General features: G+C 38.7%; 24 protein-coding genes and 5 pseudogenes. 21 read left to right on the top strand and 8 right to left on the bottom strand.

From position 1 onward, the window contains the following. The first annotated feature begins 280 nt into the window (after positions 1-280). The 10 genes and pseudogenes from BQ9856_RS19510 to BQ9856_RS19470 all read left to right on the top strand — a co-directional run. On the top strand, positions 281-817 hold the full coding sequence (locus tag BQ9856_RS19510; protein ID WP_139348738.1) for a hypothetical protein: 537 nt from the start codon (positions 281-283) through the stop codon (positions 815-817). A 534-nt stretch (positions 818-1,351) separates the two neighbouring features. Further along, positions 1,352-1,852 (top strand): TetR/AcrR family transcriptional regulator C-terminal domain-containing protein, encoded by a 501-nt coding sequence (locus BQ9856_RS19505; protein WP_077612507.1) that lies wholly within the window; start codon positions 1,352-1,354, stop codon positions 1,850-1,852. A gap of 218 nt (positions 1,853-2,070) precedes the next feature. Then, entirely contained in the window at positions 2,071-3,993 is a 1,923-nt protein-coding gene (locus tag BQ9856_RS19500; protein WP_077612506.1) for an oxidoreductase, read from the top strand. Between the two features lie 9 nt (positions 3,994-4,002). After that, positions 4,003-4,170, top strand: coding sequence for a hypothetical protein (locus BQ9856_RS24640; RefSeq protein ID WP_159442047.1), 168 nt, complete (start codon positions 4,003-4,005; stop codon positions 4,168-4,170). A gap of 237 nt (positions 4,171-4,407) precedes the next feature. Further along, complete coding sequence (locus BQ9856_RS19495) at positions 4,408-5,178, top strand: SDR family NAD(P)-dependent oxidoreductase (protein WP_077612505.1); 771 nt, start codon at positions 4,408-4,410, stop codon at positions 5,176-5,178. A gap of 365 nt (positions 5,179-5,543) precedes the next feature. After that, entirely contained in the window at positions 5,544-7,544 is a 2,001-nt protein-coding gene (locus tag BQ9856_RS19490; RefSeq protein ID WP_077612504.1) for a CocE/NonD family hydrolase, read from the top strand. Positions 7,545-7,622: 78 nt separating this feature from the next. Further along, positions 7,623-7,976, top strand: a complete 354-nt coding sequence (locus BQ9856_RS19485; RefSeq protein WP_077612503.1) for a 3-hydroxyacyl-CoA dehydrogenase NAD-binding domain-containing protein — start codon at positions 7,623-7,625, stop codon at positions 7,974-7,976. A 214-nt stretch (positions 7,977-8,190) separates the two neighbouring features. Continuing rightward, positions 8,191-8,466: pseudogene (locus BQ9856_RS19480) on the top strand (recombinase family protein); the annotation flags it as partial. Between the two features lie 18 nt (positions 8,467-8,484). Then, positions 8,485-8,727 (top strand): site-specific integrase, encoded by a 243-nt coding sequence (locus tag BQ9856_RS19475; RefSeq protein ID WP_077612502.1) that lies wholly within the window; start codon positions 8,485-8,487, stop codon positions 8,725-8,727. Positions 8,728-8,747: 20 nt separating this feature from the next. Next, positions 8,748-8,948: pseudogene (locus BQ9856_RS19470) on the top strand (transposase zinc-binding domain-containing protein); the annotation flags it as partial. A gap of 43 nt (positions 8,949-8,991) precedes the next feature. Here the strand turns inward: BQ9856_RS19470 and BQ9856_RS19465 are convergent. Then, complete coding sequence (locus tag BQ9856_RS19465) at positions 8,992-9,294, bottom strand: hypothetical protein (RefSeq protein ID WP_077612501.1); 303 nt, start codon at positions 9,292-9,294, stop codon at positions 8,992-8,994. A 140-nt stretch (positions 9,295-9,434) separates the two neighbouring features. On the opposite strand from BQ9856_RS19465, the pseudogene nrdD reads away from it, so the two are divergent. Both nrdD and BQ9856_RS19455 read left to right on the top strand, forming a co-directional pair. Continuing rightward, positions 9,435-10,017, top strand: a pseudogene (nrdD, locus tag BQ9856_RS19460) (anaerobic ribonucleoside-triphosphate reductase); the annotation flags it as partial. Between the two features lie 125 nt (positions 10,018-10,142). Continuing rightward, entirely contained in the window at positions 10,143-10,481 is a 339-nt protein-coding gene (locus BQ9856_RS19455; protein WP_235839259.1) for a transposase, read from the top strand. A 154-nt stretch (positions 10,482-10,635) separates the two neighbouring features. Here the strand turns inward: BQ9856_RS19455 and BQ9856_RS19450 are convergent, their stop codons facing one another. Next, positions 10,636-11,181: a PadR family transcriptional regulator gene (locus BQ9856_RS19450; protein WP_077612500.1), complete on the bottom strand. Its 546-nt coding sequence runs from the start codon at positions 11,179-11,181 to the stop codon at positions 10,636-10,638. A 115-nt stretch (positions 11,182-11,296) separates the two neighbouring features. On the opposite strand from BQ9856_RS19450, the gene BQ9856_RS19445 reads away from it, so the two are divergent. The 8 genes and pseudogenes from BQ9856_RS19445 to BQ9856_RS19410 all read left to right on the top strand — a co-directional run bounded on the left by BQ9856_RS19445 (position 11,297) and on the right by BQ9856_RS19410 (position 18,084). Next, positions 11,297-11,839: a phenolic acid decarboxylase gene (locus BQ9856_RS19445; RefSeq protein WP_077612499.1), complete on the top strand. Its 543-nt coding sequence runs from the start codon at positions 11,297-11,299 to the stop codon at positions 11,837-11,839. A 106-nt stretch (positions 11,840-11,945) separates the two neighbouring features. Continuing rightward, positions 11,946-12,197, top strand: a pseudogene (locus BQ9856_RS25320) (glutamine amidotransferase); the annotation flags it as partial. Positions 12,198-12,534: 337 nt separating this feature from the next. Further along, positions 12,535-13,230: a response regulator transcription factor gene (locus BQ9856_RS19435; RefSeq protein WP_077612498.1), complete on the top strand. Its 696-nt coding sequence runs from the start codon at positions 12,535-12,537 to the stop codon at positions 13,228-13,230. 4 nt (positions 13,231-13,234) lie between these two features. Then, positions 13,235-14,104: a sensor histidine kinase gene (locus BQ9856_RS19430; protein WP_077612497.1), complete on the top strand. Its 870-nt coding sequence runs from the start codon at positions 13,235-13,237 to the stop codon at positions 14,102-14,104. A 108-nt stretch (positions 14,105-14,212) separates the two neighbouring features. Further along, on the top strand, positions 14,213-15,139 hold the full coding sequence (locus BQ9856_RS19425; RefSeq protein WP_077612496.1) for an ABC transporter ATP-binding protein: 927 nt from the start codon (positions 14,213-14,215) through the stop codon (positions 15,137-15,139). Further along, entirely contained in the window at positions 15,127-15,828 is a 702-nt protein-coding gene (locus BQ9856_RS19420; RefSeq protein WP_077612495.1) for an ABC transporter permease, read from the top strand. The genes BQ9856_RS19425 and BQ9856_RS19420 overlap by 13 nt, the downstream gene beginning before the upstream one ends. Before the next feature lie 367 nt (positions 15,829-16,195). Continuing rightward, positions 16,196-16,915, top strand: coding sequence for a helix-turn-helix domain-containing protein (locus tag BQ9856_RS19415; RefSeq protein ID WP_077612494.1), 720 nt, complete (start codon positions 16,196-16,198; stop codon positions 16,913-16,915). 242 nt (positions 16,916-17,157) lie between these two features. Further along, positions 17,158-18,084: an acetylxylan esterase gene (locus BQ9856_RS19410; RefSeq protein ID WP_077612493.1), complete on the top strand. Its 927-nt coding sequence runs from the start codon at positions 17,158-17,160 to the stop codon at positions 18,082-18,084. Positions 18,085-18,479: 395 nt separating this feature from the next. On the opposite strand, the gene BQ9856_RS19405 is transcribed toward BQ9856_RS19410, so the two are convergent. The 3 genes from BQ9856_RS19405 to BQ9856_RS19395 form a co-directional block, all read right to left on the bottom strand. Next, positions 18,480-19,073, bottom strand: coding sequence for a DUF4352 domain-containing protein (locus BQ9856_RS19405; RefSeq protein ID WP_077612492.1), 594 nt, complete (start codon positions 19,071-19,073; stop codon positions 18,480-18,482). A gap of 63 nt (positions 19,074-19,136) precedes the next feature. Further along, on the bottom strand, positions 19,137-19,412 hold the full coding sequence (locus tag BQ9856_RS19400) for a hypothetical protein (protein ID WP_235839258.1): 276 nt from the start codon (positions 19,410-19,412) through the stop codon (positions 19,137-19,139). 9 nt (positions 19,413-19,421) lie between these two features. Then, the gene (locus tag BQ9856_RS19395; protein ID WP_077612491.1) at positions 19,422-19,844 is read right to left on the bottom strand and encodes a hypothetical protein; all 423 of its coding nucleotides are present in this window, start codon (positions 19,842-19,844) and stop codon (positions 19,422-19,424) included. Positions 19,845-20,264: 420 nt separating this feature from the next. On the opposite strand from BQ9856_RS19395, the gene BQ9856_RS19390 reads away from it, so the two are divergent. Further along, positions 20,265-21,311, top strand: a complete 1,047-nt coding sequence (locus BQ9856_RS19390; protein ID WP_077612490.1) for a lysylphosphatidylglycerol synthase transmembrane domain-containing protein — start codon at positions 20,265-20,267, stop codon at positions 21,309-21,311. A gap of 1 nt (position 21,312) precedes the next feature. Here the strand turns inward: BQ9856_RS19390 and BQ9856_RS19385 are convergent. From BQ9856_RS19385 to BQ9856_RS19380, 3 genes and pseudogenes are all read right to left on the bottom strand, one after another. Beyond that, a pseudogene (locus tag BQ9856_RS19385) lies at positions 21,313-21,624 on the bottom strand (ABC transporter ATP-binding protein); the annotation flags it as partial. A 7-nt stretch (positions 21,625-21,631) separates the two neighbouring features. Beyond that, positions 21,632-21,802 carry a hypothetical protein gene (locus BQ9856_RS24375; RefSeq protein ID WP_200801328.1) on the bottom strand — a complete coding sequence of 57 codons (171 nt, stop codon included), beginning with the start codon at positions 21,800-21,802 and terminating at the stop codon, positions 21,632-21,634. Between the two features lie 15 nt (positions 21,803-21,817). After that, a complete protein-coding gene (locus tag BQ9856_RS19380; protein ID WP_077612489.1) occupies positions 21,818-22,147 on the bottom strand; it encodes a PadR family transcriptional regulator in 330 nt (109 codons plus the stop codon). Positions 22,148-22,416 lie beyond the last annotated feature (269 nt).

Genomic DNA, 22,416 nt, shown 5'->3' with positions numbered 1-22,416 from the left:
AAAAAATTTCTATCCAGCCAGACTGCCACAGGGTCAATGGCTGGTAATACTGGATGGACCGGACTTTATCATTTTGACGAAAGACATTGCGAGAACTGCCTTGTGAGAGAGATTACCGATAAGGAAGGAAAGAAAAAGAAAGTGTACAGCCACCATGTACTTGAAGCCAAGCTGATTCTGGCAGATAACATCATTATAAGCCTCGGGACTGAATTTATTTGAGAATGAATCGGAGAACGTGACGAAACAGGATTGCGAAATATATGCCTCCAAGCGTTTGATGAAAAACATCAAGGAGAAATTCCCACGACTCAAACTTTGTGTTCTTGGTGACAGCCTTTATGCTGCTGAAACCATTATAGAAATCTGTAAAGGATACGGATGGAATTATATTCTTAACTGTAAGGACGGGAGACAGAAAACACTGATACAGGATTATATTTATATACTTGGGGGTGGTGAACACGGAGAAAAGAAAAAACTCCTCGGAGAAGAAAATGGAACTGCAAAATACGTAAACCATGTGGAAGAAATCAGTGGTAAAAACTTTACAGCAAATATATTTGAGTATGAATATAGCAAGAAGATTAAAAGCAGGGAAACGATAGTACGATTACAATGGCTAACAGATATGGAGCTGAATGAAAAGAATATAGAAGAGATGGTAAGATACGGGAAAAAAAGATGGAAAATAGAGAATGAAGGCTTTAACAATCAGAAAAATATCCTGTATAAGATAGAACATCTAAACAGCCATAATCCAAATGCAATGAAGAACCATTATCTTCTTACCCAGATAGCGGATATCTTAATGTAGCTCTACCTTGCAGGACATAAGCTTTTAAAGGAACTAAAGCAGGGGATAAAAAATACATCTTCAAGATTACTGGAAACTTTTCGCAGAGCAACAGTAAGTAATGAAGATGTAAAATACATTGAGAAGTACACGACAGTGCAATTCACCTAACAATGTAATGATACCACAGGAGGTGGTCGATGGGAAGTAAAAGTTGAACGAAATATGCTGGAAAACTATGGATATACGATGTGGATAACATATCGTAAAAAGGTCATTAGGAAGTAAAAATGTGAATAAATTTCTAAACTGTATTTTAACATAGAAAAAACACAGTTCAAAAAAATTTACTCCTCACCGCTGCACTTGCCGCGTTTCGTTGTTTTATCCGGCATAAAGCTGGTATAATAAAACCAATTGGAGGTAAAATATTGAATGAATACTTCGAATTACATAAAAAAGGCTTAAAAAGGTAAAAAGATATTACTATGAGAATAAAATATCATAAAATAACAAAAACCATATAATTATTTTGTATTGGAGGTAGTTGTCCGAATGAATACCAAAGAAATACTTATTACTGGGATGTTTAATCTAATGAAAGAACAGTCATTTGATAACATTACGATACAGATGATTCTTAATGAGTGCAATGTGTCTCGCTCAACCTTCTATAGGTACTATCGAGATAAGTACGATATAATGAATGACTGCTATCAATACGAGGCAGATGGACTGTTAAAAATGGTGGACTCTATTGGATGGGAAGCTGTACTTACGAAAATCTTCTCATTTGAAAAAGAAAACTTGTCTTTTTTCTATCAGGCATCAAAAATAGACGGTAAAAATTCGTTCTGGGATTTCTTGTATGATTATTCATATAAGTTTTACTCAAGGAATTTGGATCTTTCTGATGAATATAATAAGATTGCCCTTACTCAAACAATAGCTGGAGAAATCCAGGTAGTTAAAGATTGGATTGAAACAGGCTGTCAAATCGAGCCAGCTGTTCTGGCAGGTTATTTAATCAAACTTACTCCTGATGGTTTTTATTAAGCACAATTGACGATAACTAAACGGTTTTAGATGATGAAACAAAAAAGCGAATTTGTATGCTTTTGTACAAATTCGCTTTTTTGTTTCTTTTCATTTATCGGGCAGATTGATAATATTAAGACAATCTTATCTGAATAGCAAGTAAAATCTTTTTTCATGAAAGATTCCCTGTAATGTGTAGCAAATTTCACATAATAGATGTGAAGAATGGAGGCAATATGAAATTATTTGAAAAAGCAAAATTTGGTAGCATTGATTTAAAAAACAGAATTATTATGTCTGCCATGGTTACAAATTATTGTAACGATGATGGTACTCCTTCTGAACGATTCACGAGATATCATGAAGAAAGGGCAAAAGGCGGTGTTGGTATGATTACCGTCGAAGCAGGATACATTAGTAAAGCTGGAAGAGGATTCCCGACTCAGGCAGGACTTCATCAGGACAGTAATGTTGAAGCATGGAAGAAATTTGTCGAAAGGATCCATGCCTGCGGTGCAAAGGTTTCTATACAGCTACACCATGCGGGAAGACAGACTTCATCAGCGTCAACAGGTGAAGCCTTAGAGGCACCATCACCAATTCCTTGTCCGGTAATGCAGGAAATGCCAAAGGAATTATCAATTGAAAGAATTCATGAACTTGTAAATGAATATGGTGCTGCTGCCCGTCGTGCTAAGGAAGCGGGATTTGATGCAGTTGAGATACATGGCGGTCATGGATACCTTATTTGCCAGTTCCAGTCAGCATATAGCAATAAACGACAAGATGAGTATGGTGGAAGTCAGGAAAACAGAGAGCGCTTCCCATTAGAAGTATTGAAATCTGTTAGAGAAAATGTTGGTCATGAATTTCCAGTAGCATATAAATTAAGTGCAGAAGAAGGTGTAGCTGGTGGAATAAGGATTGAGGATACCTGTGAATTTGCAAAGAAACTTGTTGCAAATGGGGTAAGTGCTATAATATGTTCAAGGGGTGTTTATGAAAGTGCTCATTTACAGACTCCAACAATAGCAGCTGGATACGGTTTTAACGTTGAAAATGCCACAAAAATAAAACATGCCATCAACAATGCTATTCCTGTAGCTGTAGTCGGGCTAATAAAAGACTTTAGCCTTGCAGAAAAAATCATAAGCGAAGGAAAAGCAGATTTCATAGTAATGGGACGTTCCCTTATTTGCGACCCTGAATTTCCGAATAAAATGAAAGAGGGCAGGTTTGAAGATATAAGACTTTGTCTCTCATGTAATCAGGGCTGTGTAGAGAAGTTGCTTGGTGGCAATGCTGTCGAATGTATGATCAATCCGATGGCCGGCAATGAATATAGATATGATCTTTCGCCAGCAAAAGACAAGAAAAAAATTGTAGTTATAGGGTCTGGTCCTGCCGGATTGGAAGCAGCTAAAATAGCGGCTATGAGGGGTCATGATGTAACACTGTTTGAAAAAGAATCATGTCTTGGCGGACAGCTGAATGAAGCATCTGTTCCACCTTATAAGAAAGACTTAAAAACCTATTTAGATTATCAGGTTCATGAAATCAATAAACTTGGAGTAACTATTCGCACAGGTGAAGAAGTAACTGCTCAGCAAATCAAAGACCTAGGAGTAGATGAAGTGATTGTTGCAACAGGTTCCTTACCTGTAATGATAAATGTACCGGGTTCTGATTCACAGTCTGTAATTTCAGCAAGAGATGTATTAGTCGGAGCTGAAACAGGAGAAAACATTGCTGTAATAGGAGGAGGTCTTGTTGGAAGTGAAACTGCGGAATTTTTGCTAACACAGCATAAAAAGGTTACCATTGTTGAAATGGTGGATGAGATTGCAAGAGATATGGCTGGCGCAGCCAAAGCTTTCATGATGTCATATTTCAACATAGAACCAAATCTAAACATCATGTGTAACAGCAAGCTAAAAGAAATCGGTGAAGGATATATTGTTGTCGAACAGAATGGCTCAGACATTAAGCTTGAAAATATTGATACTGTTGTTATGGCGGCAGGTGCAAGATCAAATCAAAGCTTGCTATCAGAGCTTGATTCACTCGGCATTGGATATAATGCAATTGGAGATTGTGTAAAAGCCAGACAGATTATTCACGCAGTTAATGAAGCTTTTAACATTGCAATTACAATATAGCAGTTTTGTATGTTGCTCACCGATGATAAAAGCAGCGGTACAAACAGAACATTGATACTGGCCTTTTCCCCCATTATTATCGTAGAGATATTCATGGGAACACCACAGCGGGGCCAGACAGTATCGGTAGGAACATTAGGCGTAGAACCTTTTACGGATATGAACAGGCTTAATTAGTTTAGCATACCGTTTGTGAAAGTAAGCAATAAGTTCTTTGCAATCATATTGTTCGTGTATCATCAAACACCTAATGCTAAGAGGAATATATTTTGTTAGTGTTGTGGTGACTTCAATTATACTAGAAAAAAGGGGGAATCGTTATTTTTTGTGATGCAAACCTTGATATATAAAGGTTTCAAATAAAAATGCCAGTGTAAAACTTTACACTGACAAACGAAAAATGGAGGAGATAATATGAAACTAAGTGGAAAAGTAGCTTTGATAACTGGAGCAGCATCAGGAATGGGAAAGGCTCAAGCTTTACTCTTTGCGGAAAATGGGGCAAAAGTTATTGCAGCAGACATCAATTTGGAAGGTGTTACGAATGTAGCTAATGAAATTAGTTCCAAAGGAGGCAAAGCTTTGGCTGTTCAAGTGAATCTTACAGATCTAAATAGTATTAAGGAGATGGTAAGATCTGGACAGGAAGAATTTGGACAAATTGATATTGTTAGCAATACCGCAGGCATTTACGATTATTGTGCACCCTCCCTGGAGACTTCCGAAGAAGCCTGGGACAGACTTATGGATGTTAACGTAAAAGCTCCATATCGGATTTCGAACCTGATATTACCTCAAATGATTGAAAGAGGTAAAGGTGTAATTATTAATATTGCTTCCTGCTCAGGATTATTAGCGGGTGGCGGTGGCGCAGGATATACGGCTTCAAAACATGCTGTTATTGGATATACCAAACAACTTTCCTGCGATTATGGTCCTAAAGGAATAAAAGTTAATGCAATTTGTCCGGGACTTATAGAAACTCCCATGGTGACCCCGATGATTAATGGCGAAGCAGGAGAAGCAGCAGGTGAAGCAATTATGGCACAGGTACGCGCGACTCCTGCACAAAGATTTGCACAGCCGGTGGAAGTCGCTCAATTGGCATTATTCCTTGCCAGTGAAGATTCTGATTTTATCCACGGTTCTGCCGTTGTAATTGACGGAGGTTATACTATTAAATAGTCAGTAGTTATACAGTTTGAGGATAATAACCCCAACTCCATAACCTAAATGCAATTATAAGTGAAAAAGCCGATATGATAGCTATGGGCAGAGGCTCATCAGAAGGAAGCCGGGGTTCGGGTCCATATTTAGAATAGCAGTCTTGCATAAGAGATAAATCCAGATACTAGAATTCAACAATTGTTTCTCAAGTACGCTTAGAAAGAACAAAAGGATTGGATAATATTTAAGAGAAAGGGATACAAAAGTATCCTGACAGGCGGAATGACCGTCAGAAATAATAGGTAACAATAAAATCGCCTTCAGTCGAAAAAATAATATATGATTCCGAGAAGTCATAGTAAGAAAAAAGGAGGAGAAATACTATGTCAAACAAATTTCAATCTTACGATCATGAAGTTGCAGTCTTTGATGACATCATGATTCCAATGCGTGACGGTTCAAGAATGTGTGCTGTAATCACATTCCCAGCTAAGGACGGAAAGGTGGATTTTACCAAAAAATATCCAGTAGTACTTAATCGTACAGGATATAGAGCTACATCAACACTTGGATATGGTGCATGGCCAAGTTGGTGTATGGAAGAATTCTCAACTGCAGATGGTTATGCTTCAATGGTAATTTCCGGACGTGGAACATATCACAGCGAGGGTCAGATGCACCCTTTATGCGATGAAGGCTGGGGCCAGGATGGCTGCCCGGATCGTGGGGGCTGGGGAGTACATAAGGACGGTATTGATGCAATCAACTGGATTCTTAAACAGCCTTGGTGTAATGGACAGATTGCCACATATGGCATTTCATGGATGGGCGCTTCACAGCTGCTTCCATGGTTAGCAGACAATAAGTGTGGTATATCAACATCATTTATTTTCGCACCTGCAGTAAATAGTGGACACAGAGACTGGGGGTATACAAACGGATTTTTTACATTAAAGCTCCAGCTTATATGGGCACTTCAGATGTTCAAGGGTGAATTAGAAAGATACCCATTAGCTGTGGTAGAAGCTATCAGAAAAGAGGAGGAAATCATTGGAAAGATTCCTGAATTAGTGACAGAACACATCGCATACGCAGAAAAATTGGTAAGAGAATTTGTACCAAAATATGGCGTTTTAAACCTTCCTGTTTTTCGTCATATCAGGTTCTGGAGAAAATGGGTGGAGAATCGTGAAAACATGGATTTCTTCTCTTACAACGACACTACAGAAAGACCACATGCATTTAATAAACCATTACTATTCATGACTGGATACAACGATGTATTTACTTTAAATGCTGTTAAGGCTTATGAGCAGGCCGTTAAGGATGCACCTACACAGGAAATTGCTGATGGTCATCGCCTTGTATTAAGTCCATATAACCATGTTGGAGTTAGAATGAGTGATAATCCTGAATATATAACCTCCACAATGACTGATCATCCAAGTATGATTCTGTCCTGGAGCGACCGACAGCTTAGAAATATCCCATGCGAAGTTTTTGACAAGGGCAAAGCGCTTATTTTTGTTCAGGGTGAAGAACGCTGGCGCGCTGAAAAGTCATGGCCTATTGCAGATACACAGTATACAGAGTTCTACCTTCACAGTAATGGAAATGCAAATACAAGCAGTGGTGACGGTGTACTTTCTACTGAAAAACCTGTTGCAGAGGCAGTAGATACTTATAAAGCAGATCCGGCAAATCCAGCTCCATCTATTTGTGATAATGACTTGATGATGGGAGGATATGGAGATGTAAGCGCAGCAGAAGGCAGAGAAGATATGCTTGTATATACTACACCTGTACTTGAAGAAGATACAGAAATCACAGGTTGGGTTAATGCAACACTTTATGCGTCTACAAGTGCAACTGATTCAGACTTTATTATGCGATTGGTTGATGTGTTCCCAGATGGCAAGGCAAGACATCTTACAATGGGCGGATGCCGTGGACGTTATCGTAAAGATCGCCGTGCGCCAGAAGCTATGATTCCAGGACAGATTGAAAAACTGGAACTCCCAATGCATGTAACAAGCTGCATGTTCAAAAAAGGACATAGGATCCGTGTAGAAGTAATCAGTGCAGCATCACCTCTGTGGGATGTAAATCCGAATGCATTTGTTGACCTTAATACATGTACAGCAAAAGACTATGTAATTGCTAATCAGACAATCTATCACGATGCAGAACATCCTTCATCAATTACACTGCCTATTATTCCAACAAATCATGAGGCTGAGTGGCTTGAATGGCCATTTGAGGCAAGTGTTACAGGTGGAGTTCATGAAGGAGAAATGATGATACCGGGATTTGATGTGACAAGACTTATGAGCAAACTCCAGAAAACAATTATTGATGCAGACGAACTTCCAAGAGTTGACTAAATAATATAGCAATTCTTAACCAATCGTGTCCAGCAAGGGACCGATTGTGAATTTCCTCATACTGGTAAATCAGGATTCATGATGGATTTTGATTTACCAGTAAATATAAAGGAGATAGAAATGGCAATACAAACCATAATGGTTATCGGTGCTGGACAGTTGGGCGGAGGAATCGCACAGGTCTTTGCACAGGCCGGTAAAAAAGTGTTTTTGAATGATATTAAGCAGGAATTTATCGATGGACGTATGGCTTTTGTCGAAAAACTTTTGGATAAAGACATAAGCAAAGGTAAAAAGACAGAAGAAGAAAAAGCAGTTATTATGTCCAACCTTCATGCGACTCTTGATCCGAACGATGCTGCAGAGTGTGATCTTGTAGTGGAGGCGGCTATCGAGAACATTGAAGCAGTTAATGCATTATCCAAGAAATAATGTTCCAGAAGATAAAATGGCAGAACTAATGCCGTGGTAAGAGGAATTACCTGATTGTTGTAGAAAACTAAAAATACGGTAAATATACCGCCGCCCCAATCGGGCGGCGAACTTATTGGCCTGGACTGGTTATTTACCATTTACGATACAAAAATACTTGCTGTCAGTTTTGTAGTTGAAAGTGAGTATTTTTTTGTTGTACGTCTTGACACAAGCTAATGAAAAATATATGGGCGATGCATTACTGCAAAAGACCTATACCGTAGATTTTCTTAGTAAGAAACGAGTGAAAAACCAAGGAATTGTTCCGCAGTACTATATTGAGGACAATCATGAGGCGATTATCCCAAGAGAGCTTTTTTATAAGGTGCAGGAAGAAAAGGCAAGGCGGGCTGCTATATACAAGCCATCTGCCGAAAAGAAATCAAAGACAGAAAAAAGCAAATACAGCTCTAAATACGCTTTATCGGATATTATGGTATGCGGAGAATGAAAGGAGGCATGGTAAATGGATCATGCAATTCAAAAAATGGTCGTAGAAATGCAGATCAGAGGGCTGGCGGAATCGTCTCAAAAGAAGTATGTGCAGTATGTAAAGAAGCTTCAGAAATTCTGTGGAAAGCCTGTAACAGAGGTGACAGAAAACGAAATCAAGGTGTTTCTCTATCATCTGGCTGCTACCAAAAAGCTGTCCGCCAGTACAGTCAATGCGCACAATGCGGCGCTGAAATTCCTCTACGAAAAGCACTGAAAAGGAGATGGGATTCAGAGATTGAAAGGTGTCGTACCGCTGCCATGGGCTGCCATGTGGACGAGTGTGATGAATGCGGATATACACAAATTTCGTACAACTCCTGCCGCAATCGGCATTGTCCCAAGTGCCAGACACTGGCGAAAGAGCGATGGATCGAGGTAAGAAAAGAGGACCTGCTGTCTGTACAGTATTTTCATGTGGTGTTTATCATATCGGATAATTAATATTTATTATGCTCTATGTCAATAACTTACAGAGCTTTTATGCTTTCCAGACATTAAGGACACTTTTGGTACTCGAGATAATGCCGTAAACTTCAATATAATTTAAACAAGATAATAAGTTGCTGGTGAAATATTCATCTTTTTCATAATAGGCGATGATACGTTCACCACTGTCAGGCGTAACCAAAACAAAACATACACAGCCATTTACAACTTTTCCAATCAGATCATTTTTATCAAAGGAATGATAAATTAGTTGATGCTTATTTACAGACAAGGTTTGAGATGAAAAATAATTGCATAAAAAAAGCTCTGTTTCTGTGTTATATGGGGATTGCATAGAAATAACCACCTTATATGGAGTTTCATAGCGCTTATGATACTATATATAGTATTATAATGAAAAAATGGTGCAAATGCAACTGAAATATAAAAATGGTAGTGATATAATCATTCTATAAAATAAAAGGAGATAGAAGAATGAAGATATTAAAGAGAAATGGTTCAGAAGAAATATTTGATTATAACAAGATAATTATGGCAATCACAAAGGCCAATCAGGCATCGGAAAATATGAAATTAAAAGAGGAACAAATTAGTGATATTGCAGATTATATCCAATACAAATGCCAGAAAATAAACCGAGGGGTGTCAGTGGAAGAAATACAGGATATGGTTGAAAACCAAATTATGTCAACCGGTGCTTTTGATGTGGCCAGAGGTTATATTAAATATCGGTATAAAAGATCTTTGGTCAGAAAAGCGAATACGACGGATAACAGGATAATGACCCTGATTGAGTGCAATAATGAAGACATTAAACAGGAAAATTCAAATAAAAATCCGACTGTAAATAGTGTTCAGCGGGATTATATGGCGGGAGAGGTCAGTAAAGATATTACCAGCAGATTACTACTTCCGAAGGACATTGTAGAAGCGGACAGACAGGGAATCATTCATTTCCATGATTCGGATTACTATGCATAATTGTGATTTAATCAACCTTGAGGACATGCTTTTGAATGGTACCGTAATCAGTGAAACGATGATAGAAAAGAGCTATTTATAGATTAATTTATGTTGGAGCATCGACTTAAAAATTAAAAGCATATACTAACTGCAATTTATAATTCTGCCTGATTTTTAACCAAAAATTGAGTAATACCCGCCTGGCAAAAAAACGCGAGTTTGGCGGGTACTTATCAAAAAGACTGTTTCATTTACCCGAGTGGAAAGGAACTGACGCTGCTGAGTCTTGAGAGGGAGCACTACAATATCTGCCGGATCTACAGGGCTGACCGGAAGGACTGCCGGGAGTGTGCGCTGTTAAGCCGCTGTGTGAGTGATAGCCACCGAAGCCGGACGATGCGGGTCAATATCTTTGAGGAAGCAGTAAGTAGGCAAAGGGAAACAGAGGAAATACCCAATCATAAACAGATCCTGAAGCTACGTCAAATCTGGTGTGAGGGCAGCTTCGCAGCCCAGAAATGGATACATAACTTAAAATGGCTGTTCGGGGGGGAATAGAGGCAGCAAAGCACCACTGCCTCTTATCGGCGACCGCCTTAAACTTAAAACGTATGGTAAAGTGTCTGGGATGACGCCGAACTATCCTATCTTTGTAGCCAGAGAGCAGATAACGCTTAATAATATGCTCCTAATCGGATACAGCGTGGTGTTTTCAAATACTAAGCTTATTATCAACTTCCTTTAGCCACTGCAAATATCCCTCTTCCCGCCTGATAGCATGTTCCAATATCAAAAAATGACCGTAATTTTGCTCTTTCTCTTCCGGCGAAGCAAACACCGAATCCATTCGCCATTTCAGGTGATTCAATTTTTCCGCGTGCAGTGCCAGTTGCTCTGCAAACATTTCCTTTATGCGTTCATCGTCCTGGCTTCGGATAAAATACAGCTTCAAAATGAATTCATCTTTTGCGGCAGACAGTTCCGGTGTCGAAGAGGCAATCCATGCTTCCAATTCGGCTCCTCCCTTGCCTGTAAGCGTATAGAGCCTTTTTTCCAGCTTATTACCGACAATTTCTGTATGCGAAAAGATTAATCCCGCTCCCTCCAGCTTTTGTAATTCAGGGTAGATTTGACTGTGCTTTGCTTGCCAGAATTGGCCGATTTCATCCTCAAATATTTTGGTTATATCATAGCCGGCCAAATCCTGCTTTTCCAAAAGCCCAAGAATAATGTATTTTAATGTGTTCTTTTTTGCCATATGTTATCCTCCTTGACAAATTCCTGTGTATAGTATATCATAAGGATAACAACATGTCTATATTTACATGTTTATATATACATAATTGATCTAAACAACTGAAAGGAGTATTATCATGAACGAGAAAAAGATATTTAAGAATCTGGAAGATTTTTTAGGGACACATTTCATTTATACCTACGATAACGGATGGGAGTATGAATGGTACGCCAAAAATGACCATACTGTTGATTACCGCATCCATGGAGGGATGGTCGCGGGACGCTGGGTAAGGGATCAGGAAGCCAATATCGTTAAATTAACCGACGGGGTCTTTAAAATTACATGGACAGAACCTACCGGTACGGATGTCGCTCTGGATTTTATGCCCAACGAAGGGCGGCTGCACGGTGTAATTTTCTTCCCCAAATGGGTTCATGAGCATCCAGAAATCACAGTGACCTACCAAAACGAGCATATTAATTTGATGCTGGAATCCCGTGAGAAATACAAAACCTATCCCAAATATGTTGTGCCTGAATTTGCTACCATTACCTATATCGGAAATGCGGGACTTGACAATGAGGGCGTCATCAGCGAGGCTCCTTATGAGGGGATTTTAGAGGATATTCGTGGCGGCAAATACTTTGATACGAATTATAAGAAAATTAGAAAGTAATTAAAGCTGTGGAAAGGAGGCCCCCGAGAACTTCCCCCTGTTGTTGGGAAGCCCCGAGGATTCCTTTATATGGTGATCTTTTAAACCACCTGCTATGTGAAGTTGGCATACAAGTAATGATCTGGAATACCTTAAAATGATCTGTCCCACTTATACGGGCGAAAAGTATTACAAAATGGAGTCGGTAGTAACTGATGGAAAATTGATCACCGCATCTGGAATAGCTCCGTTGGAATTTTCTGTACACGTCTTGAAATCTCTGGGTGTGTTTTCTTCAAAAACATTAGATGCCTGGTATAGTCTTAATAAGACTCATGAATCCAAATATTTCTATGAGTTGATGAATTCAATCCAATAAAGATATAAGCATAAAATAGAAATGCTAGTGCCAAATAGTTGACGGAAATAGAAACTTCAAAATTTTGAGGTTGAAAAAGCAATCTTTTGAAAATACACTCTGCCGCCAAGGGGCTATCAGCTTCATGCGTCATCATTATCACCGCTAAAAGTCATGTTGAAGTAGTGATAATGATGACGTATTGTGGTAGAGAGAAGAAAAAGCAGGTTTTTTTAATGACATTTGAAAAATCCTTTGGAATCAGTTATCATAAACATGGAAACAATAGTTTTATTTACGCAGAATACTTTCATTTTTCTGATATTATTCTGTACTTGACAGGGAGGAAAATTGGAAGATGAAAATATTATTGGTGGAAGACGATAAAGAAATCAGTGAGATGTTAATCGATTTTCTTCAGATGGAGGGCTTTGAAGTCCATGGTTCTTTTGACGGAGAGCAGGCGGTAAAGACATTTTTCAGCGGATCCTATGATCTGGTGATTTTGGATCTAATGCTGCCGAAAATAAGCGGACTGGAGGTCATGAAACGGATCAGAAAGGAAAGTGTGGTTCCTATTATAATTCTGTCCGCCAAAGATACGGAATCAGATAAGATTTTTGGATTGGGACTGGGGGCGGATGATTATATTACGAAACCATGTTCTCTTACGGAGGTGCTTGCCAGAGTGAAGGCAAATCTGCGGCGCACCACCCAGTATTCTTCCGGTGGGGAACCCACCTCTGTCTGTCTTGGTCTGGGAGATTTGGAAATGAATCTGGAAAGTCACACAGTTCACAAAAATGGGCTGGCAGTGGACTTAACTGCAAAGGAATATGAAATTCTTCGTCTGCTTCTTTCCAATCCGAAAAAGGTTTATACCAAGGCACAGCTTTATTCTTTCATATGGCAGGATGATTATTTGGGTGATGAAAATGCCGTCAATGTTCATATCAGTCGCCTCCGCACAAAGATTGAGGATGATCCCAGAAAACCAAAGTATATTTTAACCGTTTGGGGAATCGGATACAAGCTGGGAAGTCCAAAGGAGTGAATTCATGTCTCTATTAAATAAAAAGATTTTAAAACAAATTCAAACTATTGCCGATGAACTGGAACGGATTTTAGATGAAGATACTGATGAAAAAGTGATGGCATTTACCGAAGATAAGGAAATCAAGCATCTTTTGGAACAGATCAACCGCACGCTGGAAGACAGGCAAAATGCAAATGCCGGTTACCGCAGATCGGAATTAAATACCAAACGAATGCTTTCTAATATTTCTCATGATTTGAAGACGCCCCTGACCGTTATCATCGGGTATTTGGAAATGCTTTTGATGCAGGAGACGCTTGAAAAGGACATGGTAAAGAAAGTTTCTCATAAGGCCAACGAATTAAAGGAGCAGATTGACCAATTTTTCACACTGGCAAAATTGGAAGCAGGAGATACGGTATTGACTATGTCCAAAATAAACTTAAATGAATTTTGCCGGGAGACCATTGTTGATTTCTATAATATCTTAACGGAGAAAGAATTTGAAGTGAACATAAACATTCCTGATCCCCTTGTTTTCGTTTATGCGGATCGGGAAGCATTGGGACGTATTCTGAATAATCTGATCAGCAATGCAGTCCGCTATGGAGATGCAGGACATTACCTGGGACTGACCCTTCGCAGGGAGGACAACTTTGTCTTTGTGGATGTCATTGATCATGGAAAGGGCATTGCATATTCGGAAATTCCACGTGTATTTGACCGCCTCTATACGTTAGAAGATTCCCGGAACCGGGAGATCCAGGGCAATGGATTAGGTCTTACCATAGCAAAAAGTCTGGCAGAAAAAATCAACGGCACACTGACTTTAAAAAGTATCCAGAATGAGGAGACTGTATTCACTTTAAAACTCCAGCAGTTTAATTACTAAAATTTTTTGCAATGAAATTTTTTTGCGCGAAAGAAATTCGTAAGATTTATTCAAGAGTTTTGAAGAAATCACATGCTAGAATTTTGGATATGGAAAGGAAGTGACAAAATGCAGACAATTTTAACAACGGATCATTTAAACAAACAAATTGGTGCAGAAACCATTGTATCCGATTTGAACATGCATATTGCCAAAGGAGAGATCTATGGCTTTCTTGGGCCAAACGGCGCAGGAAAAACAACGGTGATGAAGATGATCACCAACCAATGGAAACCAACTTCAGGAGATATCATTTTATTTGGTGAAAAACTGCTCCCGGATTCGTATTCATTTTTTAAACGTGTGGGAAGCATGATTGAGTTTCCAGTGTTTTACAAGGAACTGACGGCGGAAGAAAATTTAAAGCTGCACTGTGAATACATGGGCTATTACAGTCCTGACAGTGTAGAAAAAGCATTGTCCCTGCTGTCTCTGTCCGATACCAGAGGAAAAAAAGTGAAGGAATTTTCATTGGGAATGAAGCAGCGGTTGGGTATTGCAAGAGCCGTTCTTACAAAGCCGGAATTCCTGGTGCTGGATGAACCGACAAATGGCCTTGACCCGGCAGGAATGAAACAGCTCCGTGATTTGTTCCTGATGCTGTGCAAAGAATATGGAATGACCATTCTTATTTCCAGCCATATGCTTTCTGAAATCGAAAGCATTGCACATACCATAGGAATCATTCATAAAGGCAGGTTAGTAAGAGAAATTTCTATGAAAGAGATTACAGATAAGGGACTTGAGTATCTGGAGATCAAAACGCCGGAGACAGCGAAAGCATCTTATATATTTACAGACCGTCTTAATATTTCAAACTTCAAAGTAATAAATGACAATCATATCAGGGTCTATGCAAAACAAGCCACGTCCCAGGAGATTATGAAGGCGTTAACGGAAAATCAGATTGAAATTCAGGGGTTCCATTCCCATTCAGAGTCCTTGGAAGAGTATTTTCTGAAAGTCACAGGAGGTGAGAGCGAATGTGGAAATTAATTCGGCTGGAATGGAAGAAGAACCATACAAAAAAATATATGATTAATCAGGCAATTGTAATTGCAGTCCTTGGACTTCTTTTATTTGCCATGTGCTATTACATTCCGATTGATACTGAATCAGGAATGACGGATTCCGTGCCGGAGATAGAGAATATGGCAGTGCAAATTGATTTGCTTACCAATCTCTCGTTTTTGATTTTTACTTCAGTCATGCTGTCTTCCTTTATTATCAATGCATATAAAAATAAAACTCAGAGCCTTATGTTCAGCTATCCCATCTCCAGGAAAAAAATAATTCTCTCTCAAATGATGGCAGTATGGATTTTCTGTGTGGCAGCTCTTTTCCTTGGAAAACTGTTGATTTATCTGCTGTTGGCTTTGGCCTCCGGGGTAAAAGCCGGTTTTCCGCTGGGATATGATATGATAAGTGTAAGTTTTTATATACAGATCATCTTAAAGACGGTTCTTACGGTGACCCTGGGCTTTATTCCTTTGTATATAGGGAAAAGGCTGAAGTCATCGAAGGCAGCTATTATTTCTTCCTTTTTATTGTTTTCTGTTATGAATGGGACCATAGGAGACTTGACTTTAAGGGAAAATACGATTCTTCCGGTCTTGTTATTTGGTGTTTCCCTGATTTGCGGTTTTCTTACCGTACACAACGTTGAAAAAGAAGATGTAATGTAAATCACGGTATGAATAAGAATGTATTTCGTTTATGAGATTTGGGCTATCGCACGAAGAAAATATAGTGCGGTAGCCCTTTTTAGTACATAGTACATGGGATAAATTTCAGCTTTGTATCTTTTGGCAGTATTTTTATCTGAGTTAAAAAAAGTTACTGCTTTTGTACAAAACAGAAACAATATTAGGACATTCATCCGTATATGTACAAACAAGCAAATGAGTATAAACGGCTCTTGCCGTTTAGTGTAACATCAAGGAAAACGATTACCCAATATGTGACCCAACATTAGATATGGTTAATAGCAACTATCCTTTGCTTGATTTGCCTTTGCATCCACGATATTCTGAATATAAGGAGGTATCTTTTATGTTTGATATAAAAAAATTTGGTGCATATATTTCAAGGCTTCGTAAGAAAGCAGACATGACGCAATCTGAACTTGCTGAACGGCTTAACCTGACCCGTCAAGCAATATCAAAATATGAGTGCGGAGACAGTTTCCCTGATATATCTATTTTAATTGAAGTTGCAGATGTTTTCGGCATCACTCTTGATGAACTTATAAGTTCCGGCCATCCAACTGAAAAGGAAGCCGCCATTCTTGAAAGCGCTGTGGAAGGGCAAGATTTATGCAGTGAATTGGACAAGCAATGCATATCTGATATTGTAAATATCGCACCGTTGCTAAAGCCCAGTTTACTTGACAAAATGGCAAAAGGTCTTGCAAAACATGGAATAGATATTTCAAGCATTGTTTCACTAGCAGAATACATAAATGATGATGCAGTTGTCAAACTGCTGGAAAACGCAACATATGACACAATCAATGAAAATTTGCTTGAACGGTTAATTCCGTTTCTTGACGGAAATTCAATTTCTAAAATATTTCAAAAAATCCTTGAAGGTGATCTTGATTATAGGTTAATCAGGATTATGCTACCGTACGCAGAATATATTTATCCTCAAGTTGAAGCTGCTGTTTTATATGGTGCTCTTAATGCAAAAGCGCTTCATATTCTAAGAGATTATGAATCCGAAAATGATAGATTAAACATTATGGCAAAGGAAATGAAAGGTAAAAATTAAAATGGATGAAAAAAGAATACAATTATTAAGTAGTGCATCTGTCAGCAAAGCTGTCTATTAATATTGCATTGACTGAAAAGGTAAAGAGTTCACATTTAATCACTAACAGAATTTGAAATTAAATATAAGTAAAAGATTTTCAAGCCTTAGTGATGAAGAACTAGAACAGTTTTTATATCAATAGCTAATTTTCAAAATGTTATGACAAAAACAAATATGGAAAGTGAATAAGGAGATAAACAATGTATTCAGAATTTAAAGAATTTAAAAATTATCCAATACCTGAAGAGGTAGATAAATGGGTAGAATCTATATGGAAAATGGCTGACTCAATAAAATGTGATGTTGAAGTTCTTTCTGACAATGGATTTTCCTTCAATTTTGGGATTAGACATGTAAAAAACGAGTTTAGATATGTTAAATTCAAGCCTGAGGGTATGGATGAGTTTTATGGGTACTGGCAACCAGTAATGTCTGGACCAGCACCATTACTGATCCATACTCCTGGATATGGTGCAGAAATTAGTACTCATCCAGAACTTGTATCACATGGATATAATGTTCTTCACATTTCACCACTAGGATATGCTACGCCAAATGGACCAGATGAAAGCAAACAACGGGATAATACTTGGCCTGTATTGGCTGACACGGTAATAAGCTATGCCGAAAAAGGATATAGACAATGGCTTGTGAACTGTATTTTAGCAATAAAGTGGGCAATGGCGCAAACTGAAGTAATAGAAAATAGGGTTTCATTTTTTGGAACAAGTCAAGGCGGAGGATGCTCTTTGCTATTAGGTTCGATTTTTAAAGATAAGGGAGTAAGATGTGTAGCGGCAGATGTACCTTTCCTTACTAATTTGCCTATGGCAAAGAGTCTGGGAGCTATTACTTATAACTACGAACCACTTTGTTCCATTGATAATATAGATGGTGGATGGCAAGCTTTGGGATTTATAGATACTATCTCTCATGTTAAAAGATTAAATTGTCCTGTATTACTAACTGCAGGTGGAAAAGATAATATCTGTCCTGCTGAAGCTATAAAATCTTTATCTCAATTATTATCTGGTACTTGTTCTTATAATTACTTTGATAATTTAGAACATAGATATTCAAGAGAGTTTATAACTCTTTTATTATCCTGGGTTCGTATGTATGCTTGACGATGTTGTACAAGAGATGTATGGAATAGTATCGTATTAAGTATGAGATAAGAATTGTTGTAACTGCGTATTTTCTTGCAAATGTACTCTGCCGCCAAGGCCCCACCAGGTTCAACGGGCATCTTTATTGTCCGTTCAAGGCATGTGGAAACGGTTTGCCCATTCTCCCGTCAATTCCATTGCCACGTGGCTCCTCTTTTTCGTGTTCGTAATTATCCCATATTATCATTTCCTTTCTATTTTTGGGTATAAAAATAACGCCCCTTGCCAGGACGTTCCGAAAATGATATAATTCTACTGATTGGATAGAGTATATCTTTCCGGAAGCCCGGTAAGAGAAATCTATGTAAAGCCGTTCGGTGTTACTAGCACCGGGCGGTTTTTACTTATTGATGTTATCTTAATGCAAAATTGATCTTCTCATTTCCACTTGAAATCTCCAGAATAATAGGATCTGTTGCAGAAGCTACACTTTCCGGAATCTCAAAAGCAATATCCCCCTCTTTAGAGGAAAGTGGATTAATTGTAGAATCAGTCATGGATTTACTATATCCCAATAGATTAGTTTGAGTGAATTCGTATCCGTCCCCATAAATTACTTTAGCGGAAGTGTCATCTCCCATAGAAAATGACGGAAGGAATGAGTCGGCTTGTTTCCCTTCGTTAGATACCGTCATGGTAACTAGCAGATATTTGTTTCCTGCGTCAGGAGAAAAGCTTCCATACCCGTCTGGAATATTATCTAAAATTTGCATATTACTTACAGTAACATTCCATTCTCCAATTTTTGCGGCTTGGCCCATAGGAATTGTCTGGGGAGCTGCTTCTGTTTCAGGAGCGGTAGTGGTTTCGTCCACTGTTGTAGTCTCTGCTGCAGTAGTGGTTTCTGTGGTCGTGGTCTCTGCTTTTTCAGGTGCTGCATTGCTGCCACATGCAGTTGCGCTGAGCGCCACCGCACATAATACTGGTACTAATAATTTCTTTTTCATGCTGTTCCTCTCTTCTTTTGTATATTTATTAAAAAGCCATAGGCTATTTTAATCTCAACCTAATTAGTTCTTCAGGGTATCCCGTACAATCACTGAACTGTTCCCAGGTAATTCTTTAAATCCAAAAAGCAAATTATCGTCGATAAGCAAATATGCCGCAAAAGTATTTGCCCTGCGCTCAAACTTAGAATTTAGAAGGAGAGTTTTATTGCGAATGAAATAGCAATTTCCAATTTGATACAATACCCCTAATTGATCAGCTATTTTAAACGGATCCCTGGTTTTAAGAATCTTTGTATAGTATGCAACTAGATGCTTAATTCTTTCAGTTTCCCCCATAAGCGTCACCTATTTTTTATACTTCTTTGTAGTATACTTTTCCTTGTTAATTATTTTAAGCCTCTTAAGAGCAATTTCTAATTCATCTCTAAACAGTTCTGCAGCTTCTGGATCAAGTTCTTCCCCATTATAACTGGCTGGACCGTCTTCGCCGGACATAAGTTTTTTCATAATGCTCTCAAGGTCCTTTGTTATGTCTTTTTGGTCTTTTTGTGTGAGTCCTTCTTCAATATTAGATATAGTACCTCCGGATAAAAGGTATTGTAATTCGATGCCTAAATAATTTGCTATGTCCACCGCTCTATCAGACGGTATGGTACCTTTACGAAGTTGACCAATATATCCATTTCCATAACCAAGATCTCGTTCTAGGCGGGATAAGGGTATTTTACGTTCCTTACATATCTTTTTTACTAATTCAACACTGTTCATTATACACCTCTTATTTTTTAGAGAAAAAAACTAAAAATATGGCTTGGTGAAATAGAGACGACTCTATATAATGAACTTATACATTTAAAGAAATACCTAAATGCAAGAGAAACATTTTAGAGAATAGCCTCGTGTAATAGTTGGACACTCTTATGTTAGATTAATCTCTAAAAAATGTCAATAGTTTTCATGCATTTATCTAAAAAAGGAGGTGATTTTTTGTACTATAAAAAAGTAGTACCTGTTATTATTCGTGATTTTGATAAATGTTAGGCAGTCATTGCAATGGCAGATAGTAGAGAATAGTAAGCTAAGTGAGGAAGCATATGTATACCGAATGAAATTGAAGGCAATTAACATAGGATTTGTAAGCTTTGGTAATAATAAAAAATATCAACTTTGACATGAGGATCATTCATTATGAGAGAGAAAATAGTCAGTAAAAAAAACCAGATGAGAAGTATCCTATTCATGACCTCTTTGATGGCAGTTACTGTTGCAGTTGTATTAAAAGAGTATTCGATTGGGGAATTAATTAAAGCGGTTGGGAGCGTACATTTATTCTACCTCATTACCGGAATTGCATTGATGTTTTTCTATTCTGGGTGCCAGGCCATGAATTTTTATATGATTATGCATAGATTAAGACAGGCTACTACGTATAAAAATTGTATTGATTATACGTATATCGGAAATTATTTTAGTGCAATAACACCGGGAGCATGCGGAGGGCAGCCTGCTCAGATGTATTACATGAATAAGGATAAAATCCATGTTGATATCTCTGCCATCACTATATTTCTTATGATTTTTGTAAGTCAGATTGTTATTGTCTTAATGGGCGGAGTATTTGCGGTGTTACGATTTTATATATTAGCTAAGTCTGCACACTGGTTTATCTGGCTATTATTCGCAGGAGCATCTGTTATGCTTTTTTTGACGGCTGTTTTATCAGCATTGATGTTTTCCAGAGTAATCATACCTTTTCTGATTGACTTGGCATTGAAACTTGGCGTAAAACTTCACCTCTTTAAAAAGCCAAAGGAAATAAAAGAAAAGCTGGATATTCTGATCATCTCTTACCGTGAAAAATCAAGGCTGATTATAAAAAACCCAGATTTGTTTCTGAAGGTGTTTGTGGTTTCTATGTTTCAATGGATTGCATACTGCCTTGTAACATATCTGGTTTATTTAAGCTTCGGTTACAGGAAGAATGATTGCCTTGATCTGATGGCAGGCCAATCTTTTATTAATATTGCAGTTGCCGCAGTCCCCCTTCCGGGTTCAGTCGGAATTGCAGAAAAAGCATATTTAAATGTGTTTGGTCAGTTTTATCCGGGTGAGCAGCTCCCATCCGCTATGATCTTAAGCAGAATTATTAACTTTTATTTTCCGTTATTAATCAGCTATATTGTTTATGCTTTTGCGCATCATAGAATTATGAAGGCACAGAGGCGTTCAAGTTAAATCAGCTGCCAGGCGGTATGAAATGAAAGCTTAATATTGCCAGGAATATCTCTTCCAATGTCGGCTGTTTTTCAATGTACTCCACCTTTGCGGGCGGGAACAGATTTTTTAGTTCTGCGAGCGTCCCGCTCACGATAATCTTGCCCTCATGCAGAATGGCAATTCGATTCGCAAGCTGCTCGGCTTCCTCCAAATACTGTGTGGTCAGGAACACCGTTGTGCCGCCCTCAGCAAGCTCTTTGACAATCTTCCAAACCTCAATTCGCGCCTCGGGGTCAAGCCCGGTGGTCGGCTCGTCGAGAAAAATAAGCTCCTAAAGATTAAATGATGGTCACCTGAAAAGCCGTTTCATCATCCTTACCTTCAGCCTTGAGTTCATTAAAGCGTTCCTGTAAATCTGAGAGTAGGTCGGCTTTTAGTTCGGCGGCACTTTTCACCCCGTTGTAAGGGGCGAAAACGCCGTTCAAATAGTTTATCAATTTCTCATTCATAACATCAAATCTCCTTTACAATAATTTATCTAGTACGCGCTTTGCATACTCCCAGTTGCTTTTGTTGCTGGCGTAAGTGGCTTTGCCCTTTTCGGTAATGCGAAAATACTTGCGCCGTCCGCCCTGCGATTCATCGCCCCAATACCACTCGATATCACCGTCGGCCTCGAGCCGCCGGACGCTGGAGTACATCGTGGCTTCCTTCAATTCATACTCCCCATCTGAGCGTTCGGCAATCAGCTTGACAATTTCGTAGCCGTAGCGGTCAGCTTCGGATAGGAGCCGTAAAATCATCGTATCGGTATGCCCACGCAGCAGGTCGGATGTGATTTTGTTCTCACTCATATCATCACCTCGTATTGATATTATATGTCATATTACCATGACTGTCAATGTAATATGACATATAAAAAACTGCCAAATATTGGCTTTCGCAAAACGGCAAGCGGGGCAACTTTGGCCACAGTTGCATGTTGCCGTTCTAGTTTTAGTGCATCCATTTTCGGGAGCTTTGCCCCGGAAAGAATCTGCTAGAAAGTAGCCTGCGCCGCCCTATGCAAAAGTAATGATGCTCGGGGTTTTTTGCTTTGGGTTGACATATAATCCATATTAAA

Source organism: Clostridium sp. Marseille-P2415 (assembly GCF_900155545.1).
Classification (GTDB): Bacteria; Bacillota; Clostridia; order Lachnospirales; family Lachnospiraceae; genus Lacrimispora.
This window is presented reverse-complemented; position numbering and strand designations above follow the sequence as displayed.

Excerpts from the sequence above, each read along its gene's own strand:
- BQ9856_RS19475 (WP_077612502.1), top strand. The coding sequence starts at position 8,485 with ATGGATCATGCAATTCAAAAAATGGTCGTAGAAATGCAGATCAGAGGG.
- BQ9856_RS19420 (WP_077612495.1), top strand. The coding sequence starts at position 15,127 with ATGTGGAAATTAATTCGGCTGGAATGGAAGAAGAACCATACAAAAAAA.
- BQ9856_RS19425 (WP_077612496.1), top strand. The coding sequence starts at position 14,213 with ATGCAGACAATTTTAACAACGGATCATTTAAACAAACAAATTGGTGCA.
- BQ9856_RS19505 (WP_077612507.1), top strand. The coding sequence starts at position 1,352 with ATGAATACCAAAGAAATACTTATTACTGGGATGTTTAATCTAATGAAA.
- BQ9856_RS24640 (WP_159442047.1), top strand. The coding sequence starts at position 4,003 with ATGTTGCTCACCGATGATAAAAGCAGCGGTACAAACAGAACATTGATA.
- BQ9856_RS19405 (WP_077612492.1), bottom strand. The coding sequence starts at position 19,073 with ATGAAAAAGAAATTATTAGTACCAGTATTATGTGCGGTGGCGCTCAGC.
- BQ9856_RS19415 (WP_077612494.1), top strand. The coding sequence starts at position 16,196 with ATGTTTGATATAAAAAAATTTGGTGCATATATTTCAAGGCTTCGTAAG.
- BQ9856_RS19450 (WP_077612500.1), bottom strand. The coding sequence starts at position 11,181 with ATGGCAAAAAAGAACACATTAAAATACATTATTCTTGGGCTTTTGGAA.
- BQ9856_RS19510 (WP_139348738.1), top strand. The coding sequence starts at position 281 with ATGAAAAACATCAAGGAGAAATTCCCACGACTCAAACTTTGTGTTCTT.
- BQ9856_RS19435 (WP_077612498.1), top strand. The coding sequence starts at position 12,535 with ATGAAAATATTATTGGTGGAAGACGATAAAGAAATCAGTGAGATGTTA.
- BQ9856_RS19380 (WP_077612489.1), bottom strand. The coding sequence starts at position 22,147 with ATGAGTGAGAACAAAATCACATCCGACCTGCTGCGTGGGCATACCGAT.
- BQ9856_RS19400 (WP_235839258.1), bottom strand. The coding sequence starts at position 19,412 with ATGGGGGAAACTGAAAGAATTAAGCATCTAGTTGCATACTATACAAAG.
- BQ9856_RS19500 (WP_077612506.1), top strand. The coding sequence starts at position 2,071 with ATGAAATTATTTGAAAAAGCAAAATTTGGTAGCATTGATTTAAAAAAC.
- BQ9856_RS19430 (WP_077612497.1), top strand. The coding sequence starts at position 13,235 with ATGTCTCTATTAAATAAAAAGATTTTAAAACAAATTCAAACTATTGCC.
- BQ9856_RS19495 (WP_077612505.1), top strand. The coding sequence starts at position 4,408 with ATGAAACTAAGTGGAAAAGTAGCTTTGATAACTGGAGCAGCATCAGGA.
- BQ9856_RS19490 (WP_077612504.1), top strand. The coding sequence starts at position 5,544 with ATGTCAAACAAATTTCAATCTTACGATCATGAAGTTGCAGTCTTTGAT.
- BQ9856_RS24375 (WP_200801328.1), bottom strand. The coding sequence starts at position 21,802 with ATGAATGAGAAATTGATAAACTATTTGAACGGCGTTTTCGCCCCTTAC.
- BQ9856_RS19465 (WP_077612501.1), bottom strand. The coding sequence starts at position 9,294 with ATGCAATCCCCATATAACACAGAAACAGAGCTTTTTTTATGCAATTAT.
- BQ9856_RS19395 (WP_077612491.1), bottom strand. The coding sequence starts at position 19,844 with ATGAACAGTGTTGAATTAGTAAAAAAGATATGTAAGGAACGTAAAATA.
- BQ9856_RS19390 (WP_077612490.1), top strand. The coding sequence starts at position 20,265 with ATGAGAGAGAAAATAGTCAGTAAAAAAAACCAGATGAGAAGTATCCTA.
- BQ9856_RS19445 (WP_077612499.1), top strand. The coding sequence starts at position 11,297 with ATGAACGAGAAAAAGATATTTAAGAATCTGGAAGATTTTTTAGGGACA.
- BQ9856_RS19410 (WP_077612493.1), top strand. The coding sequence starts at position 17,158 with ATGTATTCAGAATTTAAAGAATTTAAAAATTATCCAATACCTGAAGAG.
- BQ9856_RS19485 (WP_077612503.1), top strand. The coding sequence starts at position 7,623 with ATGATGGATTTTGATTTACCAGTAAATATAAAGGAGATAGAAATGGCA.